General features: G+C 71.4%; 12 protein-coding genes. 2 read left to right on the top strand and 10 right to left on the bottom strand.

Translation table 11 applies throughout. The features are described 5' to 3' along the window. Nucleotides 1-86 precede the first annotated feature (86 nt). The 5 genes from ACIPJ2_RS17295 to ACIPJ2_RS17275 are packed head-to-tail and all read right to left on the bottom strand — an operon-like array spanning nucleotide 87 to nucleotide 3,708. Nucleotides 87-794, bottom strand: a complete 708-nt coding sequence (locus tag ACIPJ2_RS17295; protein WP_402729860.1) for an HAD-IA family hydrolase — start codon at nucleotides 792-794, stop codon at nucleotides 87-89. Beyond that, nucleotides 791-2,215 (bottom strand): PTS ascorbate transporter subunit IIC, encoded by a 1,425-nt coding sequence (locus ACIPJ2_RS17290; RefSeq protein ID WP_402729859.1) that lies wholly within the window; start codon nucleotides 2,213-2,215, stop codon nucleotides 791-793. Before ACIPJ2_RS17290 ends, ACIPJ2_RS17295 begins: the two co-directional genes overlap by 4 nt. Continuing rightward, on the bottom strand, nucleotides 2,212-2,502 hold the full coding sequence (locus tag ACIPJ2_RS17285) for a PTS sugar transporter subunit IIB (RefSeq protein ID WP_281265675.1): 291 nt from the start codon (nucleotides 2,500-2,502) through the stop codon (nucleotides 2,212-2,214). Before ACIPJ2_RS17285 ends, ACIPJ2_RS17290 begins: the two co-directional genes overlap by 4 nt. After that, nucleotides 2,499-2,957 carry a PTS sugar transporter subunit IIA gene (locus tag ACIPJ2_RS17280; RefSeq protein ID WP_281265674.1) on the bottom strand — a complete coding sequence of 153 codons (459 nt, stop codon included), beginning with the start codon at nucleotides 2,955-2,957 and terminating at the stop codon, nucleotides 2,499-2,501. Before ACIPJ2_RS17280 ends, ACIPJ2_RS17285 begins: the two co-directional genes overlap by 4 nt. A gap of 19 nt (nucleotides 2,958-2,976) precedes the next feature. Then, a complete protein-coding gene (locus tag ACIPJ2_RS17275; RefSeq protein WP_402729858.1) occupies nucleotides 2,977-3,708 on the bottom strand; it encodes a GntR family transcriptional regulator in 732 nt (243 codons plus the stop codon). A gap of 212 nt (nucleotides 3,709-3,920) precedes the next feature. Between ACIPJ2_RS17275 and tkt the strand changes: the two genes are divergently transcribed. Continuing rightward, nucleotides 3,921-5,927, top strand: a complete 2,007-nt coding sequence (gene tkt, locus ACIPJ2_RS17270) for a transketolase (protein WP_402729857.1) — start codon at nucleotides 3,921-3,923, stop codon at nucleotides 5,925-5,927. A 63-nt stretch (nucleotides 5,928-5,990) separates the two neighbouring features. Then, nucleotides 5,991-6,380 (top strand): hypothetical protein, encoded by a 390-nt coding sequence (locus tag ACIPJ2_RS17265; RefSeq protein WP_402729856.1) that lies wholly within the window; start codon nucleotides 5,991-5,993, stop codon nucleotides 6,378-6,380. Nucleotides 6,381-6,446: 66 nt separating this feature from the next. Here the strand turns inward: ACIPJ2_RS17265 and ACIPJ2_RS17260 are convergent, their stop codons facing one another. The 5 genes from ACIPJ2_RS17260 to ACIPJ2_RS17240 form a co-directional block, all read right to left on the bottom strand. Next, a complete protein-coding gene (locus tag ACIPJ2_RS17260) occupies nucleotides 6,447-8,024 on the bottom strand; it encodes a phospholipase D-like domain-containing protein (protein WP_402729855.1) in 1,578 nt (525 codons plus the stop codon). 237 nt (nucleotides 8,025-8,261) lie between these two features. Continuing rightward, entirely contained in the window at nucleotides 8,262-9,554 is a 1,293-nt protein-coding gene (locus tag ACIPJ2_RS17255) for a hypothetical protein (protein WP_402729854.1), read from the bottom strand. 3 nt (nucleotides 9,555-9,557) lie between these two features. Beyond that, nucleotides 9,558-10,202 carry a hypothetical protein gene (locus ACIPJ2_RS17250; protein ID WP_402729853.1) on the bottom strand — a complete coding sequence of 215 codons (645 nt, stop codon included), beginning with the start codon at nucleotides 10,200-10,202 and terminating at the stop codon, nucleotides 9,558-9,560. Continuing rightward, complete coding sequence (locus ACIPJ2_RS17245; RefSeq protein WP_402729852.1) at nucleotides 10,199-12,340, bottom strand: hydantoinase/oxoprolinase family protein; 2,142 nt, start codon at nucleotides 12,338-12,340, stop codon at nucleotides 10,199-10,201. The genes ACIPJ2_RS17250 and ACIPJ2_RS17245 overlap by 4 nt, the downstream gene beginning before the upstream one ends. A gap of 41 nt (nucleotides 12,341-12,381) precedes the next feature. Beyond that, nucleotides 12,382-14,055, bottom strand: coding sequence for an FAD-dependent oxidoreductase (locus tag ACIPJ2_RS17240; protein WP_402729851.1), 1,674 nt, complete (start codon nucleotides 14,053-14,055; stop codon nucleotides 12,382-12,384). Nucleotides 14,056-14,149: the final 94 nt, after the last annotated feature.

Raw genomic sequence — 14,149 nt, 5'->3', positions numbered from 1 at the left:
CCCGCTGCCGTCGATGAGGAAGCCGTGGAGCGCGGGGGCGCGGGCCTCCGGTTCGCTCAGGAGCGGGTCCAGGAACGCCGGCGCGCTCAGCCGATCGGGTGCGTGAGCACGAGCCTGCCGCGCTCGACCGTCACCGAGCGGAGGTCGAGGACCACGGCGGCGGGGTCGGCCTCCGCGACGGCGTGGGCCTCCGCGATGGCGTGGCCCACGCCGATCACGGTGGTGACGCCGGCGGCCCGTGCCGAGCGGACACCGGCCGGGGCGTCCTCGAAGACGGCACACGACGATGGTGCGACTCCGATCCGGTCGGCACCGGTGGCGTACGGCTCTGGGTCGGGCTTGCCGGCCGCGACGTCCTCGGCCGTGATGACCACGTCGGGGACCGCCAGACCGGCCGCGCGGAGCCGACCGAGCGCGAGGGGCCGGAGGCCGGACGTGACGACCGCCCACGGCACACCGTGGTCGGACAGCGCTCGGGAGAGTTCGACCGCTCCCGGCACGGCCGTCGTTCCGGCGACCGTGGCGAGCTCCTCGGACGCGAGCTCGGCCGCGGCGCGCTCGACGTCGGCGGTCGGGACGAGCTCCGCCACGAGGTCGATCGCCCGGACGCCGTGCCGCACCTGGGTCCGGAAGTCGAAGTGCGGAGCCCACCGCGTGGACCAGCGGTCCCAGGCGACGGCGGCGGCCTCGAGCGAGTCGACGAGGACCCCGTCGCAGTCGAACAGGACGCCGTCGACCGGGAACACCGCGGGCGCGGGACCCCCTGCGGAGTCCCGCGCCCGGCGGTCCGTCATCGTGCGGCGCTCGTCTCGGCCTCGCGGCTGTCGTCGGCGTCGACCGTCTCGAGTTCCTCACGACGCTTCGCGCGGTTGCGGAGGACAAGGGAGGAGCCGTAGACCACGAGGAGCGCGACCACGAGGGCGATGATCACCGCGACCTGGCCACCACCACTGCTGATGTGGCCGAGCACGAGTCCGACGACACCGAAGTCGGCGTCCGAGAACGTCGAGTTCGACAGCCCGACGTCACCGAGCACGGGCAGCAGCAGGAGCGGCAGGAACGTGATCGCGAGGCCGTTCGTGAAGGCACCGAGCACGGCACCCCGTCGTCCGCCGGCACCGTTGCCGATGACGCCGGAGGCAGCGCCGGTCATGAAGTGCGCGACGATGCCCGGGATGATGATCGCGGTGCCGGACACCGCCATGACCACCATGCCGACGATGCCGCCGACGAAGCTCGACAGGAAGCCGATGAGCACGGCGTTCGGAGCGAACGTGAAGGTGATCGGCACGTCGAGCGCCGGCTTGGCGTTCTTGACCAGGCGCTCGCTGATGCCCTTGAACGCGGGGACGATCTCGGCGAGGACGACGCGGACACCGGCCAGGATGATGAACACGCCGGCGGAGAACGTCGCTGCCTGCATGATCGCGAAGAGCACGAAGTTCTGCCCATCGCTCAGCTTGCCCTGGATGAACTCGGGGCCGGCGAAGAGCGCCACGATGATGTAGATCACCGCCATCGACAGCGCCACGATCACGGTGGTGTCGCGGAGGAAGCCGAGTCCGGACGGGAACTTGATGTCCTCGGTGGACTTCGACGGCTTCGTCTTGCTGCGGGTCAGGGTCGCGACCAGACCCGACAGCGCGATGCCGGCGCCCCCGGTGTGTCCGAGCGCGACGTCGTCGGTGCCCGTGACCTTCCGCATGAAGGGCTGCACGATCGCGGGCGAGACCGTCATGACGAGGCCCTGCGCGATCGATCCCCACAGGATGACCTGCCACGTGGTGAAGCCGGCGACGCCGAAGATCACCGCGATCATCGCCGCCATGTAGAAGGCGACGTGCCCGGACAGGTAGATGTACTTGTACTGGGTGGTCGCAGCGAGTGCGACGTTGACGATCATCCCGAAGAAGAAGATGAGCGCGGCTGCTGACCCGTACTGCACCAGGACCTGGCCGACGATCGCCTCGTTGTTCGGCACGACGCCCTGCACGTGGAACGCGTGCTGGAACATCTCGCCGAACGGGGCGAGCGAGTTGCTCACGACACCGGCGCCGGCGGCGAGCACGAGGAAGCCGACGAGGGTGCGGACGGTGCCCTTGAAGACGTCGCTGCCGCTCTTGCGCTGGATCGTCAGACCGATCAGCGAGATGAGCGCGACGATGATCGACGGCTGCCGGAAGATGTCGAGCAGGACGCTCAGGACGCCGTTCACGAGGGGACCTCGATCCCGTGGCGCTCGAGGGTCGCGGCCACCTTCGTCTGGATCTCGTTCTGGTCGATGAGGCTGTCGAGCACGACGACGTCACCGAGCCCCTGAGCGGCCTCGGCGATGTCGCGACCGACGAAGACCGCGTCGGCCGAGTCGGCGCTGACCGATCCGAGGTCGGCGTGGTCGACCTCGACCCCGCTGACGCCGAGGGTCTTCAGCGCCTTGTCGATGTTGAGGTGGGTCATGAAACTCGAACCGAGGCCGGTGCTGCAGACGGCGAGGATCTTCATGCGTTCTGTCCAATCTGGGGGAGTGCCGACGTCACGTCGGCCGGGCTGACGGCTTCCAGGAGCCGGGTGCGCGCGTCCTCGTCCGTGAGGAGCATCGCGAGCTCTTGCATGGTCTGGACGTGCTCGGCCGACCCGGTGGCGGCGAGCAGGAGGAACACGTCGATCGGGTGCGCCGGGTCGTCGGCGAGGTCGACGGCCGGTCGGACCCGGAGGTACGACAGGCCCGGGCGGACCACACCGCGCTCGGGGCGGGCGTGCGCGAGCGCGAACCCGAACCCGAGGTCGATGTAGGTCCCACCCGGTGCCGCGATCGACTCCGTGACGGCGTCGACGTAGTCGGTGGTGATCGTCCCGTCGGTGACGAGCGGTTCCGACACGAGCGTGATCGCGGTGCGCCACGAACCGACGTCGTCGGCGAACCGGATCCGGTCGGGGGTGAGGAGTTCGGTGAGCATCAGTGGTTCCTTCGGGTCGTCAGCTGTGCAGGCCGAAGAACAGTTCGGAGTTCTGCGGCGTGAAGTCGGAGATGCCGTAGGCGACGGCGCGGTCGTCGTGGTCGAAGACGGTGGAGGCGACCCGGAGCAGCTTCTCGCCGGGGTCGAGCATGAGTGCGTCGGCGGTGACCGAGTCGGCGGCGGCGATCGAGACGAGGAGGTCGTTCCGGCCGAGGGTGACCTGGTACTCGCTGCGCAGGAACTCGAAGAGTGATCCGTCGGTGAAGTCGCGGGTCTCGGTCGCCGGGAAGCGGTCGAACGGCAGGAACGTCGTCACGAGGTGGTGCAGTGACCCGTTCACGAACCGCAGCCGGAGGAGTTCGACGACCTGGTCGGCGGAGGAGAGGTCCAGCTGCCCGGCGACGGTCTCGCCGGCGAGGACGACCCGCTGCCGGAGGACCTGGCTCGTCACGGTGAAGCCCTCTTCGGTCTGCTGGACGTAGAACCCCTTGACGTCGTCGGCGAAGCGTTCCCGGTAGTGGGTGCGGAACTGCGGCTCGGTGACGAAGGTGCCCCGGCCCTGCTCGCGGACGAGGTGTCCGTCGGCGATGAGTCCGTCCACGGCATGCCGGAGGGTGATCCGGCTGACGCCGTACTCCTCGCACAGGACCGGCTCGGGAGCGAGCCGCGTCCCCGGCGCGAGCTTGACGATGCGCGAGAGCAGGTGCTCGCGGACGGCGACGTACTTGCTCGTTCCGCTCATCGTGCGCATGGGGTTCCTCCACGTCGTTGTGTGGCGCGGGTCGCGCCAGTAGGACTGTCATTCGGTCGTCATGACGACTTGACGTCTCGGACGTTAGTCGCGATCAGGTTTGGAATGCAAGCCGGCGGGCGATTCATCCTAATACGTCATGACGACATGATCCATGTTGTTACGGTGGCCCGATCCGCCTCGAGGCGGGTCAGACGCTCAAGGAGTCCCGCATGGTCAACGACGCCGATCGGCTCGCCATCGACACCGCCCGCATGCTCGCCCTCGACGCGGTCGAGGCCGCCGGCTCCGGCCACCCCGGGACCGCGGCCGCGCTCGCACCGGTCGCCCACCTGCTCTTCCAGCGGCACGTCCGCCACGACCCCTCGGATCCGGACTGGGTCGGACGGGACCGCTTCGTGCTGTCGTGCGGGCACGCGAGCATCCTGCAGTACACCCAGCTGTTCCTGACGGGGTACGACGTCTCGCTCGAGGACCTCCGGGCCTTCCGGTCGTTCGGGTCGCAGACCCCTGGTCACCCCGAGTACGGCCACACCCCGGGGATCGAGACCACGACCGGACCGCTCGGCCAGGGGCTCGCGACCGCCGTCGGCATGGCCATGGGGCTGCAGCGGGACCGCGCTCGACTCGATCCCGGCGCGGACGAGTCGCCGTTCGGACAGCGCGTGTTCGTACTCGTGTCCGACGGGGACCTGCAGGAGGGGATCTCCTACGAAGCCGGAGCGCTCGCCGGGCACCACCAGCTGGACAACCTCGTCGTGGTCTACGACGACAACGACATCCAGATCGAGGGCAGCACGACGCTCACCTCCTCTGAGGACACGGCGGCACGGTTCCGCGCGCAGGGCTGGCACGTCGACCTGGTCGGACTCGCTCTCGACGGCGACGTCGACGTCGACGCGCTCGACGCGGCCTTGTCCGTCGGTCCGCACGCGGGGAAGCCGCACCTGGTCGTCCTGAAGTCCCGGATCGCCTGGCCCGCCCCGAACGCGCAGCACACCGCGTCGGCGCACGGAGCGCCCCTCGGCGCCGACGAGGTGGCGGCGACCCGGCGCGTCCTCGGCATCGACCGCGCGCCGTTCGACGTGCCGTCAGCGGTGCTCGACACGACGCGGGCCGCCGTCGACCGAGGCCGACGACTGCACGCAGCATGGGACGAACTCCACCGTGCATGGGCCAGCACGCACCCGGACGCGGACCGAGAGCGGAGCCGCGCCCGGTCCCGACGGCTCCCCGCGACGCTCGCCGAAGCACTCCCGGTCTGGGACGCGGGCGACACCCTCGCGACACGCGATGCCTCCGGTGCGACCATCCAGGCGCTCGCGTCGGCGATGCCCGAGCTGTGGGGTGGATCCGCGGACCTCGCCGAGCCGAACCGCACGGCGATCGTCGGAGGTGGTTCGTTCCTGCCGGCCGACCGCACGGGTCGCAACGTGCACTGGGGCGTCCGTGAGCACGCGATGGCCGCTGCGATGAACGGGATCGCGCTCGTCGGGGGATCGCGGTTCTTCGCGGGGACGTTCCTCGTCTTCAGTGACTACCAGAAGCCGGCGATCCGCCTGGCTGCGCTGATGCAGCTCCCGGTCACGTACCTCTGGTCGCACGACTCGGTCGCCCTCGGAGCGGACGGGCCCACCCACCAGCCCGTCGAGCACCTCGCCGCGCTCCGTGCCCTGCCGGGGTTCGCAGTCGTCCGTCCGGCCGATGCGAACGAGACCGCCGCCGCGTGGCTCGCGATCCTGGAGCGGAACGCGCCAGCCGGTCTCGTGCTGGCGCGGCAGCCGTTGCCCGTCGCATCGACCCCGGCCGGTGCCGTCCGCGAAGGAGTCGCACGAGGTGCCTACGTGGTCCGCGACGACGAGGGGGCCGACGTGGTGATCGTCGCGACCGGCAGCGAGGTCGCGCTGGCACTCGCGGCAGCCGATGCCGTCGGCCTGCCCGTGCGGGTGGTGTCGATGCCGTCGCGTGAGTGGTTCGCCGAGCAGGACGAGGAGTACCGCGAACGGGTCCTGCCGAGCGACCGGACCGCGCGCGTGGTCGTCGAGGCCGCGAGCACGTTCGGCTGGGAGGGCATCGCCGGTCCGCGCGGAATGGTCGTCGGGATCGACGGGTTCGGCCTTTCAGCACCGGCCGACCAAGCACTCGCCGCTCGGGGGATGACGGTCGAGTACGTGGTCGATGCGATCAAGACAGTCGTCGCCGCGCACGTCACCGCCTGAGCGCACGGCATCGAACGGGCGGCGTGTGGCAGGCTCTGACCAGGCAGTCGGGAGGGGACCGCGATGGATGAAGCACTCATGTACGACCTCTGCAGCCGCGCACGCCTCGTGCAGGTCCGGTCCGTCAGTTCCGACGCCGGGCTCCGAGGGCTGACGGACTTCATCGCCGCGGCGGCCGTCTGCCCCGACCGGTACTCGCACGAGCAGCTCCTGCAGATCATCCAGGCCGCACCACGACCCATCGGGTTCCGCTACGGGATCCGTCGGGTCGAGGCGATCAGCACGGTCAGGACCACGGCGCCCGAGAACTTCTCCGGCGAGGAACGGAGCGAGTACGAGGCCGCGCAGGCCGCGTTGCGCCGGGCCGTCGGCCGCGACTCCGGCGAACCCGCGACCGGGGTGGTCGGCGTGGTCCGGAACGTCGTCGAGCAGTTCGCCCTCCGCTGGTTCTGATCGGCGGCCGTGGGGCCGCCACGGATCGGACGGGAGGCTCGGTGCCGGCCGGTAGGGAGCCTCCAGTCAGAAGCGGGTCGAGCCGCGGAGCTGACGCGGTCGACCGTCGGGATCGACCGCCAAGCGCGTCGCCGGCCGCGCCCACAGGCGCTGCAGCGCCGACACCGGCTCGGGTTCGTGCCGCCGGATGCGACCTGGAGGGCGCTCGCCGGGGCGGCCGTCCTCCTGCCAGTGGTCGAGCGCGCGGGCACGGGTTCGCCAGTGCGCCAGGAGTTCGGCCCCGGAGCCGATCAGGCTCGGGTCGTCCGGGGTCGTCGCGAGGTGTTCGGCCCAGAGCTGCAGCCGGAGGTCCCGGGCGAGTGAACCGTCGCCAGTCGAGGCGTCCACGACGGCACAGGTGAGTTCGCTGTCGGACGTCCACGACCGGCGGTTGAAGTTGTCCGACCCGATCGTGAACCACTGGTCGTCGACGACGCAGATCTTCGCGTGGATGTAGATCGGTCGGCCGTCCTCGTGCTCCAGGTCGAACACGCCGACCCGGTCCGGTGCGGTCCGACGGAGGGAGCGCAGCGCCTCGATCTGTCCGAGCCGGCTGGGCGGACCACCGAGCGGGCCGTCGGAGTTCGGGTACCGCGGCACCAGGATGATCACCCGGAGGTCCCGGTTCCGCTCGAGGGCCTCGGCGATCCCGGACGCGACCTCGCGGGACCACAGGTACTGGTCCTCGATGTAGAGCAGGGACTCCGCCTTCGAGAACGCCTTCGCGTAGGCGCGTGCGATGCTGCGCTCACCCTCCGGCGCGAAGGGGAAGGGCGGGCGCTTCACCCCGTAGGTGCGCAGCAGCTGCACGGCGTGGTCACCGGCACGGGGCGGCGGGGGCGTTCGCTCGGGCAGCGGCTCCGGCCGACGGGGCATGTGCGTGAGGCGCTGCAGCAGCATCCGGTACGGCAGGCTGCGGTCGAGCGGGTGCGGGTCGTCCCACCGTTCCGCGAACACCGCCAGCACGTCGGCCACCACGGGCCCGCGGAGCTCCATCGAGGCGTCGTGCCACGCCGGGCGCTCGCCGTACCTGGCGTCGATCGAGACGGGCTGCGGGTCGCCCCGGTGTGCGGCGTCGTCGCGGCGGCTGTGGCAGAGGTCGATCCCGCCGACGAACGCCACGTCCCGCGAGGGGTCGTCGCGGTGCTGGATCACGAAGAACTTCTGGTGGTGCGACCCGAAGACGCGGACGCGCTGGTCGAGGAGGACCTCGCCGCCTGCGTCGTTGATCTTCCGGCCGAGCAGCTCGTTCGAGCGCGCGCTGATCGATGCCGAGACGCGTTCGCCGTGGGAGCGCCAGATCAGGCCGCGGACCTCGATGCCGTCCCGTGCGCGTTCGGCGAGCAGGTCGCCGATCGTCGGGCCGTCCGGCAGGAGCCGTTCGTCCGCGTCGCCGCGCCAGTCCGTGAACCACACCCGGTCACCCGGCTGCAGCGCGCACAGTTCCGCGTGGATGCGCTCGAAGTACGGGGCGCCGTGGACGAGCGGGCGCACCGCGTTGCCCTCTGACCACGGTGCGGCGTCGTCTCCGCCGGCGTGCACGTCGGTGGCGAGGTTGCCGCGTTCGTCGCGAGCGAGGAACCAGTGACGCGGGTCGGTGGGCACACCCGAACACTACGGGCGGCGGTCGTCCGCTGTCCGGCGACGGCACGTCGTCGGTACATCGAGTGCGCAGACGTGGGGAAGTGCTCGCGTCGCGCGTCCCCATTTCTGCGCACTCGATCTCCTCGCGCGGCCAGCCGGGGGCCGGGGCCAGCCGGGCCAGCCGGGCCGGGGCCGCCCGCCGCCCGCCGCCCGCCGCCCGCCGCCCGCCGCCCGCCGCCCGCCGCTCGCGGCGCGCCGTCAGAGGTACCTGACCGCCGACAGGATGATGCCGGCGATGGCGACGACCCACACGTACGGCAGCACACGGAGCATCACTGCCTGCGGTGAGACGCCCGCGTACTGCGACGCCCACACCGTCTGGGTGCTCGTCGGGTCCGCGACACCGAACACCTGGTTGTACGAGGTCATCAGCCCGAGGACGGCCATCGGCGAGTAGAAGCCGATGGCGGTCATCGCGCCGGCGATCCCCGCGCCGAGGCCGAAGATGTTGAGCGGGCCGCGGTACAGGCACAGCGGGACGAGCACCGAGAACACGATCACGTACAGCCAGATGTTCGTCGGCGCGACGGCCTCGACGATCGGACGCAGGGCGGCGACCGACCCCGGCAGGCCCACGGCGGCGAGGAGCATGCCGATCGCGATGAACAGCGTGATCGGCGGAGCGGCGACCTTGAACCCGTCGTAGAGCGACCGCAGCATCGTGGTGCCCCAGAGTGCCGGTCGGGTCGTCGTGACGACGGCGAACAGCACACCCGCGAGGAGCGACGGGATGATCGGCACCTGCAGCACGAGCGCCAGGACGATCGGCACGAGCGGGGTCAGCAGCGCGAACCACGGCGCATCACCGAGTCGTCGACGCCGGCTCGTGACGACGCGGGTTCCGTCTGCCGGGGCCGCGAGGGACCAGGCGTGCACGGTGCCGCGTCGCCGGGTCTCGACGATGACGTAGGCGACGGCGGCTGCGGCGGCGAACGGGAACAGCAGGATCATGAACGAGCGCACCTGCGGGATGGGGAGGTGCAGCGCGGTCGAGAAGAACTGCCAGACCGGCAGCTCGAACGGCACCCCGGCGCCGATGCCCATCAGGATGGTGCCGGCAGCGGTGACCTTCGGGACACCGACGGCGATCATGGCAGGGATGCCGATCACACCGGCGAGCAGGGCAGCGGGGGCCGAGCCGGTCACCGCGCCGCAGAGGGCCGAGATCACCAGCACACCGAGCGCGATCACGACGGGACGGTCACCGCCGAACTCGACGGTCTTGCGGACCAGGGTCGAGGCGATCGCGGTGTCCCGCATCAGGGAGCCGAGCCAGGACCCGAGCAGGATGGCCACCATCGTGGAGGCGAGGGTGATCGCCCCGTTCTGGACCACGGTGGTCAGCACGCTGTTCTCGGCGCCGACGAACGAGGCACCACCCGCGAGGGCGATCGCCACCGCGAGCAGCACCAGGGCGAACGCCGTGGGGAGTTTGCCGGTGAGGATCAGGGCGACCCCGATCGCCATGATGACGATGATTGCGATGCCCATTGGTCAGTTCTCCTTCGGGTTCGAAGCGGAGCGCGCATCGTTGCGCGTCCGGATCGCGGCCGTCGCCGCTCGGGTGAGGAGGAGCGGGGACCGGGTGAGTCCGAGGCTCCTGGCGGCGAACGCGTGTGCGGCCACCTCGTCGGTGCCGGCGATGTAGGCGAGCCGGCGGAAGCCTCCGAGGCGGAAGACCTGGTGGTCGAGCGCCGCACGGAGGCCACGGGAGCGGTCGGCCGTGACGAGGTGGTGCGCGCGCTCGTGCTCGACGGCCGCTGCACGTACCGAGCCGACCGGGAACAGGTGTCGCCACCCGAGCTCGTCGACGAGCCGCTCGCAGAACGCGATCGTGTCGGTGAACAGGTCGATCCGGTGGTGCCTGGAGTCGTACTGCGCGAGCAGCGCGGCGTCGAGCCCGCCGTCGTGCTCGACGATCGCCGGCGTCGGGCCGGCCGTCGAACCGGACGGCGTCGAACCAGCCGTCGAACCGGCCAGCTCCGCGCCGAACGCCGTCGCCCTGGCAGCGTGCCGCAGCAGTTCCTCGTCGCTGCGGAGCTCGTTCGTCGGCACGCCACGGAGCAGCTGCGCGCCGAGCTCGGCGTCGTCCAGGTCCTCGAGCGCGCGCATCGCCGCCGCCTCGGCCACGACGGTCACGACCGGACCTCGAGCACGGCCACGAGCGACTCCGCCCGGTCGTGCCCCTCGACCTCGGTGCGCGCGAGCGACACGAGCTGCGACTCGTCGAGCACCCCGGACAGGTCGGCGATCCGCGGCCCGACGAGCAGCTGGAGCGCCGGCGCACGGGATCCACCGTCACCGTATGAGGTGTGCTCGGTGATGAGCCGGGGGATCGCCTCGGCACCGGCTCCCGCCGTGGTCTGGTCCACCAGCGCGTCACTCGACGCGAAGCGGATGACGCCGTCGCGGTCGAGCACGCGCACCGGGTGCTTCGGCTTCCGGAGGAACCGACGCTCCTCCGGCGACCCGAACACGACGTGGCTGTCGGTCGCCGCGAGGACGGTCAGCGCTCGTGCATCGACGCCCAGGCTCCCAGCGGCGACCGCGCGGAGGTCGTCCTCGGTGAGCCGTGCCGTGCGGTCCTGCGTGCGGAGCTCGGTGGCGCCCGTCGCGACGGCACGGACGGTGTTCGACTGCGGGTCGACCGTGACGTCCACGGAGACCTCGGCCGGGGCGGCACCCTGCTTGATGACGGCCTGCTCGGCCTCGCGACGGACCGCGAGGATCTGCTCGTCGGTCGCACCGGGGATCACCCGCTCGACCTGCTCGCGGATGAGGGCGAGCGCGACGCCGATCGGGCTGATCACCTCGCTGTGGTCGGCGATCCGCCACGGCTTGCCGGCTCGTTGCCCGGTGTGCGGCGTGACCGAGGCGGCCCCACCGCCACCGCCGACGAGCTGCACCGTCTCCTCGGGGATCCGGTAGTCCTCGACCATGCGCTCGACGACGGCACGCACCGGTGCGACACCGGCATCGAGGACGGCACGTGCGGCCTCGTCGACGTCGGTGCCGAGTGCGCTCGCGAGCGGTGCGAGGGCAGCGCGAGCGACCGCCTGGTCGGCGTGCGCGTAGTCGGTGTCCGGCACCAGACCGAGGGCGTTCGCGGCGCACGTCATCGTGATCGCGAAGCGGCCACCGGCCGCGTCGACCACGGCGTGGTCGGCCGGGTCGCCGGCGACCGGCGCGATCGTGGACAGCGTGGCGCCGTCCAGGTCCGCGAGCGTCGCGAAGCACGCGTAGGGGAGTCCCGCGATGTGCGCGCTGCGTGGGCCGACGTGCGTGACCTGCGCCGAGCCTCCTGTCCGGATCCGGACCATGGATCCGCCACCGACGCCGACGGTGCGGACGTCGAGCGCCGACAGGTACGTCGAGCTGCCACCGAACTCGGTGTACTGCACCGCGACCTTGCCGCGGCGGATGACCGAGATGTCGGTCGAGGTCCCGCCGGTCTCCAGGAAGACGCCGTCGGAGAGCTTCTCCTGCATGAGTGCCCCGGCGACGCCGGCGGCCGGACCGGACAGCACCGTGAGCAGCGGCCGCCGCCGCATCTCGTCGAGCGACATCACGCCGCCGTCGCACCGCATCACCATCAGCGGGGCGGTGATCCCCGCCGCGTCGATGCTCGACTGCACCAGGTCGGCGGTCGCGAACATCCGCGGCAGGATGACCGCGTTGAGCACCGCCGTCCGCGTCCGCTTGCTCAGGCCGTAGAGCGAGCTGATGTCGTGCGTCGCGGTGACGAGGAACCCGCGGGCGCGCGCTCGTTCGGTGATGTGTTCCTCACCGATGGGGTCGTCGACGGAGAACGGCTCGGTGACGACGATCGAGCGGATCCCGGCCTGCTCGAAGCGGTCGAGGACACCGTCGACGTGCCGGTCGTCGTCGGCGCGCGGGACGTGCTCGTACGCGACGGGGAGCTTCTTGCCGTCGGCGATCTCGATCTTCGCGAGCCGTCGGAGCCGCTTCGCGAAGAAGCCGGCGGGACCGGTCCCGACGCCGATGAGGCCGACCGGGTCGACGTCGCCCTCGAGCAGGGCGTTCGTCGCCTGGGTGGTGCCGTGCGCCAGGAACACGACGTCCTCGGCGGAACGACCGATCCGTTCGAGCAGCTGGTGGAGCGCCTCGACGATGCCGTGTGCGACGCCGTCGGGGTGGTCGTGGCTCGTCGGGACCTTGGCCTGCCCGATGAGCTGCAGGGTGGCGGCGTCGATGGCGACCGCGTCGGTGAACGTGCCACCGACGTCGATGCCGATGCGCAGTGCGTTGGGTTTCACGTCGTTGTGACCTTTCGGGTGAGGTGGAGCGTCAGGGTGCGTCAGTAGCCCTGGACCGCTGGCCAGTGCCGCTCGACGCCGTCGCGGTCGAGACCGGCGGCGAAGGCGGCGAAGCGGTCGTCGTCGGCCTGGACGGCCTGGGGGGTGGAGTCGGTCGCGATGCAGTGGGCCGCGAGTGCGCCGGCGACCTCGCCGACGTTCCACTCGACGGGGTGCAGCCGGTAGCAGCCGTTGGTGATGTGGGTGGTGCCGATGTCCTTGCCGGCGGGCAGCAGGTTCGTCACACGCTGCGGGACGAGGGCGCCGAGCGGGATCTCGAACGGGACGCTCGCGATGTCGACGTAGTTGTCGCCGCCGGTGGACGGGTGCAGGTCGAGCCGGTAGCTGCCGACGCCGACCGAGTCGCGGCAGCGCGTCCGGCCGGTCACGCCGACGACCTCGGCGGAGACGTCCTGCTCGACGATCGTGGTCACCGCACGGATCCGGCGGGACTCGCGGATGTAGGCGGCCTTGGCGAGACCGTCCTCGCTGCCGGTGACGTCGCCGCGCAGTCGGAGACCGGGGAAGCCCGATCCACCATCCGGTCGGGGTGCCTCGGTCTGCAGCCAGTACAGGACGGAGCGCGAGAGCTGTCGTGCTTCGTACAGCGCCTGCCTGGTGGTCTCCGCGTCGGCCTCGGCGTCACCGGAGGTCCCGATCACGGGCTTCAGCCAGTAGTCGTTGAGCGGCCAGTTGACGAGGCAGATGTCGGACTCGAACGCCCCGTCCGCGAACAGCTTCCGCGCGACGATCCGCCGGAAGCCCCACAGCTCCTTGTCGCCGGCGTCCGCACTCTGGTCGGCGCTGACGGCGAGGGGGTCGGTGTCGGGGTTCGGCTCGAAGGTGCGCGGGTGTGCCTCGAGCGTGCGCGGGTCCGGTGCGAGGAACCCGATGAGCGGCGCCGGCCAGAAGTCCGGCTGGTACGAGCGCCAGAAGTCGTACATCTCGGGGCGCTCGATGGTGTGGTCCTCGCCCTCGTGGTGCGAGACGGCGAAGCAGAACGTGATGCCCTGCTGGTTCGCGGGGTCGGCGACCTCCGGTGCGTGCGGCTCGCCGTGCTCGTCGCGCGACTCGGCGCCGACGACGTGCTCGACGCCGGCGAGCGGCAGGACGTCGCCGGTCTCGGTCGCGTCGAGGACGAACGCGCCACGGAGCTCGGTCCGGCGGCCGTCCGTCCGTTCGACGGTGACGCTCGTGACACGGTCCCCGTCGGCCGTCGCGGCGACGGGGCGGTGGTCGAGCAGGACCGTCAGGAGTCCGGCGGTGCGGTACGGCTGGAGCATCTCCTCGATCACCGCGAGTGCGACGCGCGGCTCGTGGCAGAGCTTGCTCACGCGGCCGGCACCGGGGTTCAGGTCGGCGAGCGCGGCTGCCTCGGCGCGGAGCGGGTACGCCCGGCGGTAGTGGTCGCGGATGCCGTCGCGCAGGGCGCGGTAGCTCCGGGTGACGCCGAACTGCTCGACCCACGGGTGCTCGTCCGGTGGGACGGCCTGGCTGGTCAGCTGACCGCCGAGCCAGTCCGTCTCCTCGGTGAGGACGGCGCGTCGACCCGCTCGGCAGACGGCGAGTGCGGCAGCGACGCCGCCGAGGCCGCCGCCGATGACGACGACGTCGGTCGTGACGGCGTCCGTGGTGGCGTCGACGGTCGGCGGCGGTGTTGGGGTGGTTCCGGGCATGGTGGAGCGACTCCTGACGGATCGGGGCGGTTCGGGGAGTGAGCGGGTTCGGACGGGATCGGGTGCGCGCGGGCGGCCGCGGTGGCGTGCGGTC

It is taken from the genome of Curtobacterium sp. NPDC090217 (assembly GCF_044746705.1).
Taxonomy (GTDB): Bacteria; Actinomycetota; Actinomycetes; order Actinomycetales; family Microbacteriaceae; genus Curtobacterium.
Note: the sequence above shows the minus strand (reverse complement) of the source record. Positions and strands in the feature narration are given on the sequence as shown.

Bases quoted from the DNA above. Each gene is read 5' to 3' on its own strand.
- ACIPJ2_RS17295 (WP_402729860.1), bottom strand. From the start codon at position 794: ATGACGGACCGCCGGGCGCGGGACTCCGCAGGGGGTCCCGCGCCCGCG.
- ACIPJ2_RS17285 (WP_281265675.1), bottom strand. From the start codon at position 2,502: ATGAAGATCCTCGCCGTCTGCAGCACCGGCCTCGGTTCGAGTTTCATG.
- ACIPJ2_RS17280 (WP_281265674.1), bottom strand. From the start codon at position 2,957: ATGCTCACCGAACTCCTCACCCCCGACCGGATCCGGTTCGCCGACGAC.
- ACIPJ2_RS17275 (WP_402729858.1), bottom strand. From the start codon at position 3,708: ATGCGCACGATGAGCGGAACGAGCAAGTACGTCGCCGTCCGCGAGCAC.
- tkt (WP_402729857.1), top strand. From the start codon at position 3,921: ATGGTCAACGACGCCGATCGGCTCGCCATCGACACCGCCCGCATGCTC.
- ACIPJ2_RS17265 (WP_402729856.1), top strand. From the start codon at position 5,991: ATGGATGAAGCACTCATGTACGACCTCTGCAGCCGCGCACGCCTCGTG.
- ACIPJ2_RS17255 (WP_402729854.1), bottom strand. From the start codon at position 9,554: ATGGGCATCGCAATCATCGTCATCATGGCGATCGGGGTCGCCCTGATC.
- ACIPJ2_RS17240 (WP_402729851.1), bottom strand. From the start codon at position 14,055: ATGCCCGGAACCACCCCAACACCGCCGCCGACCGTCGACGCCACCACG.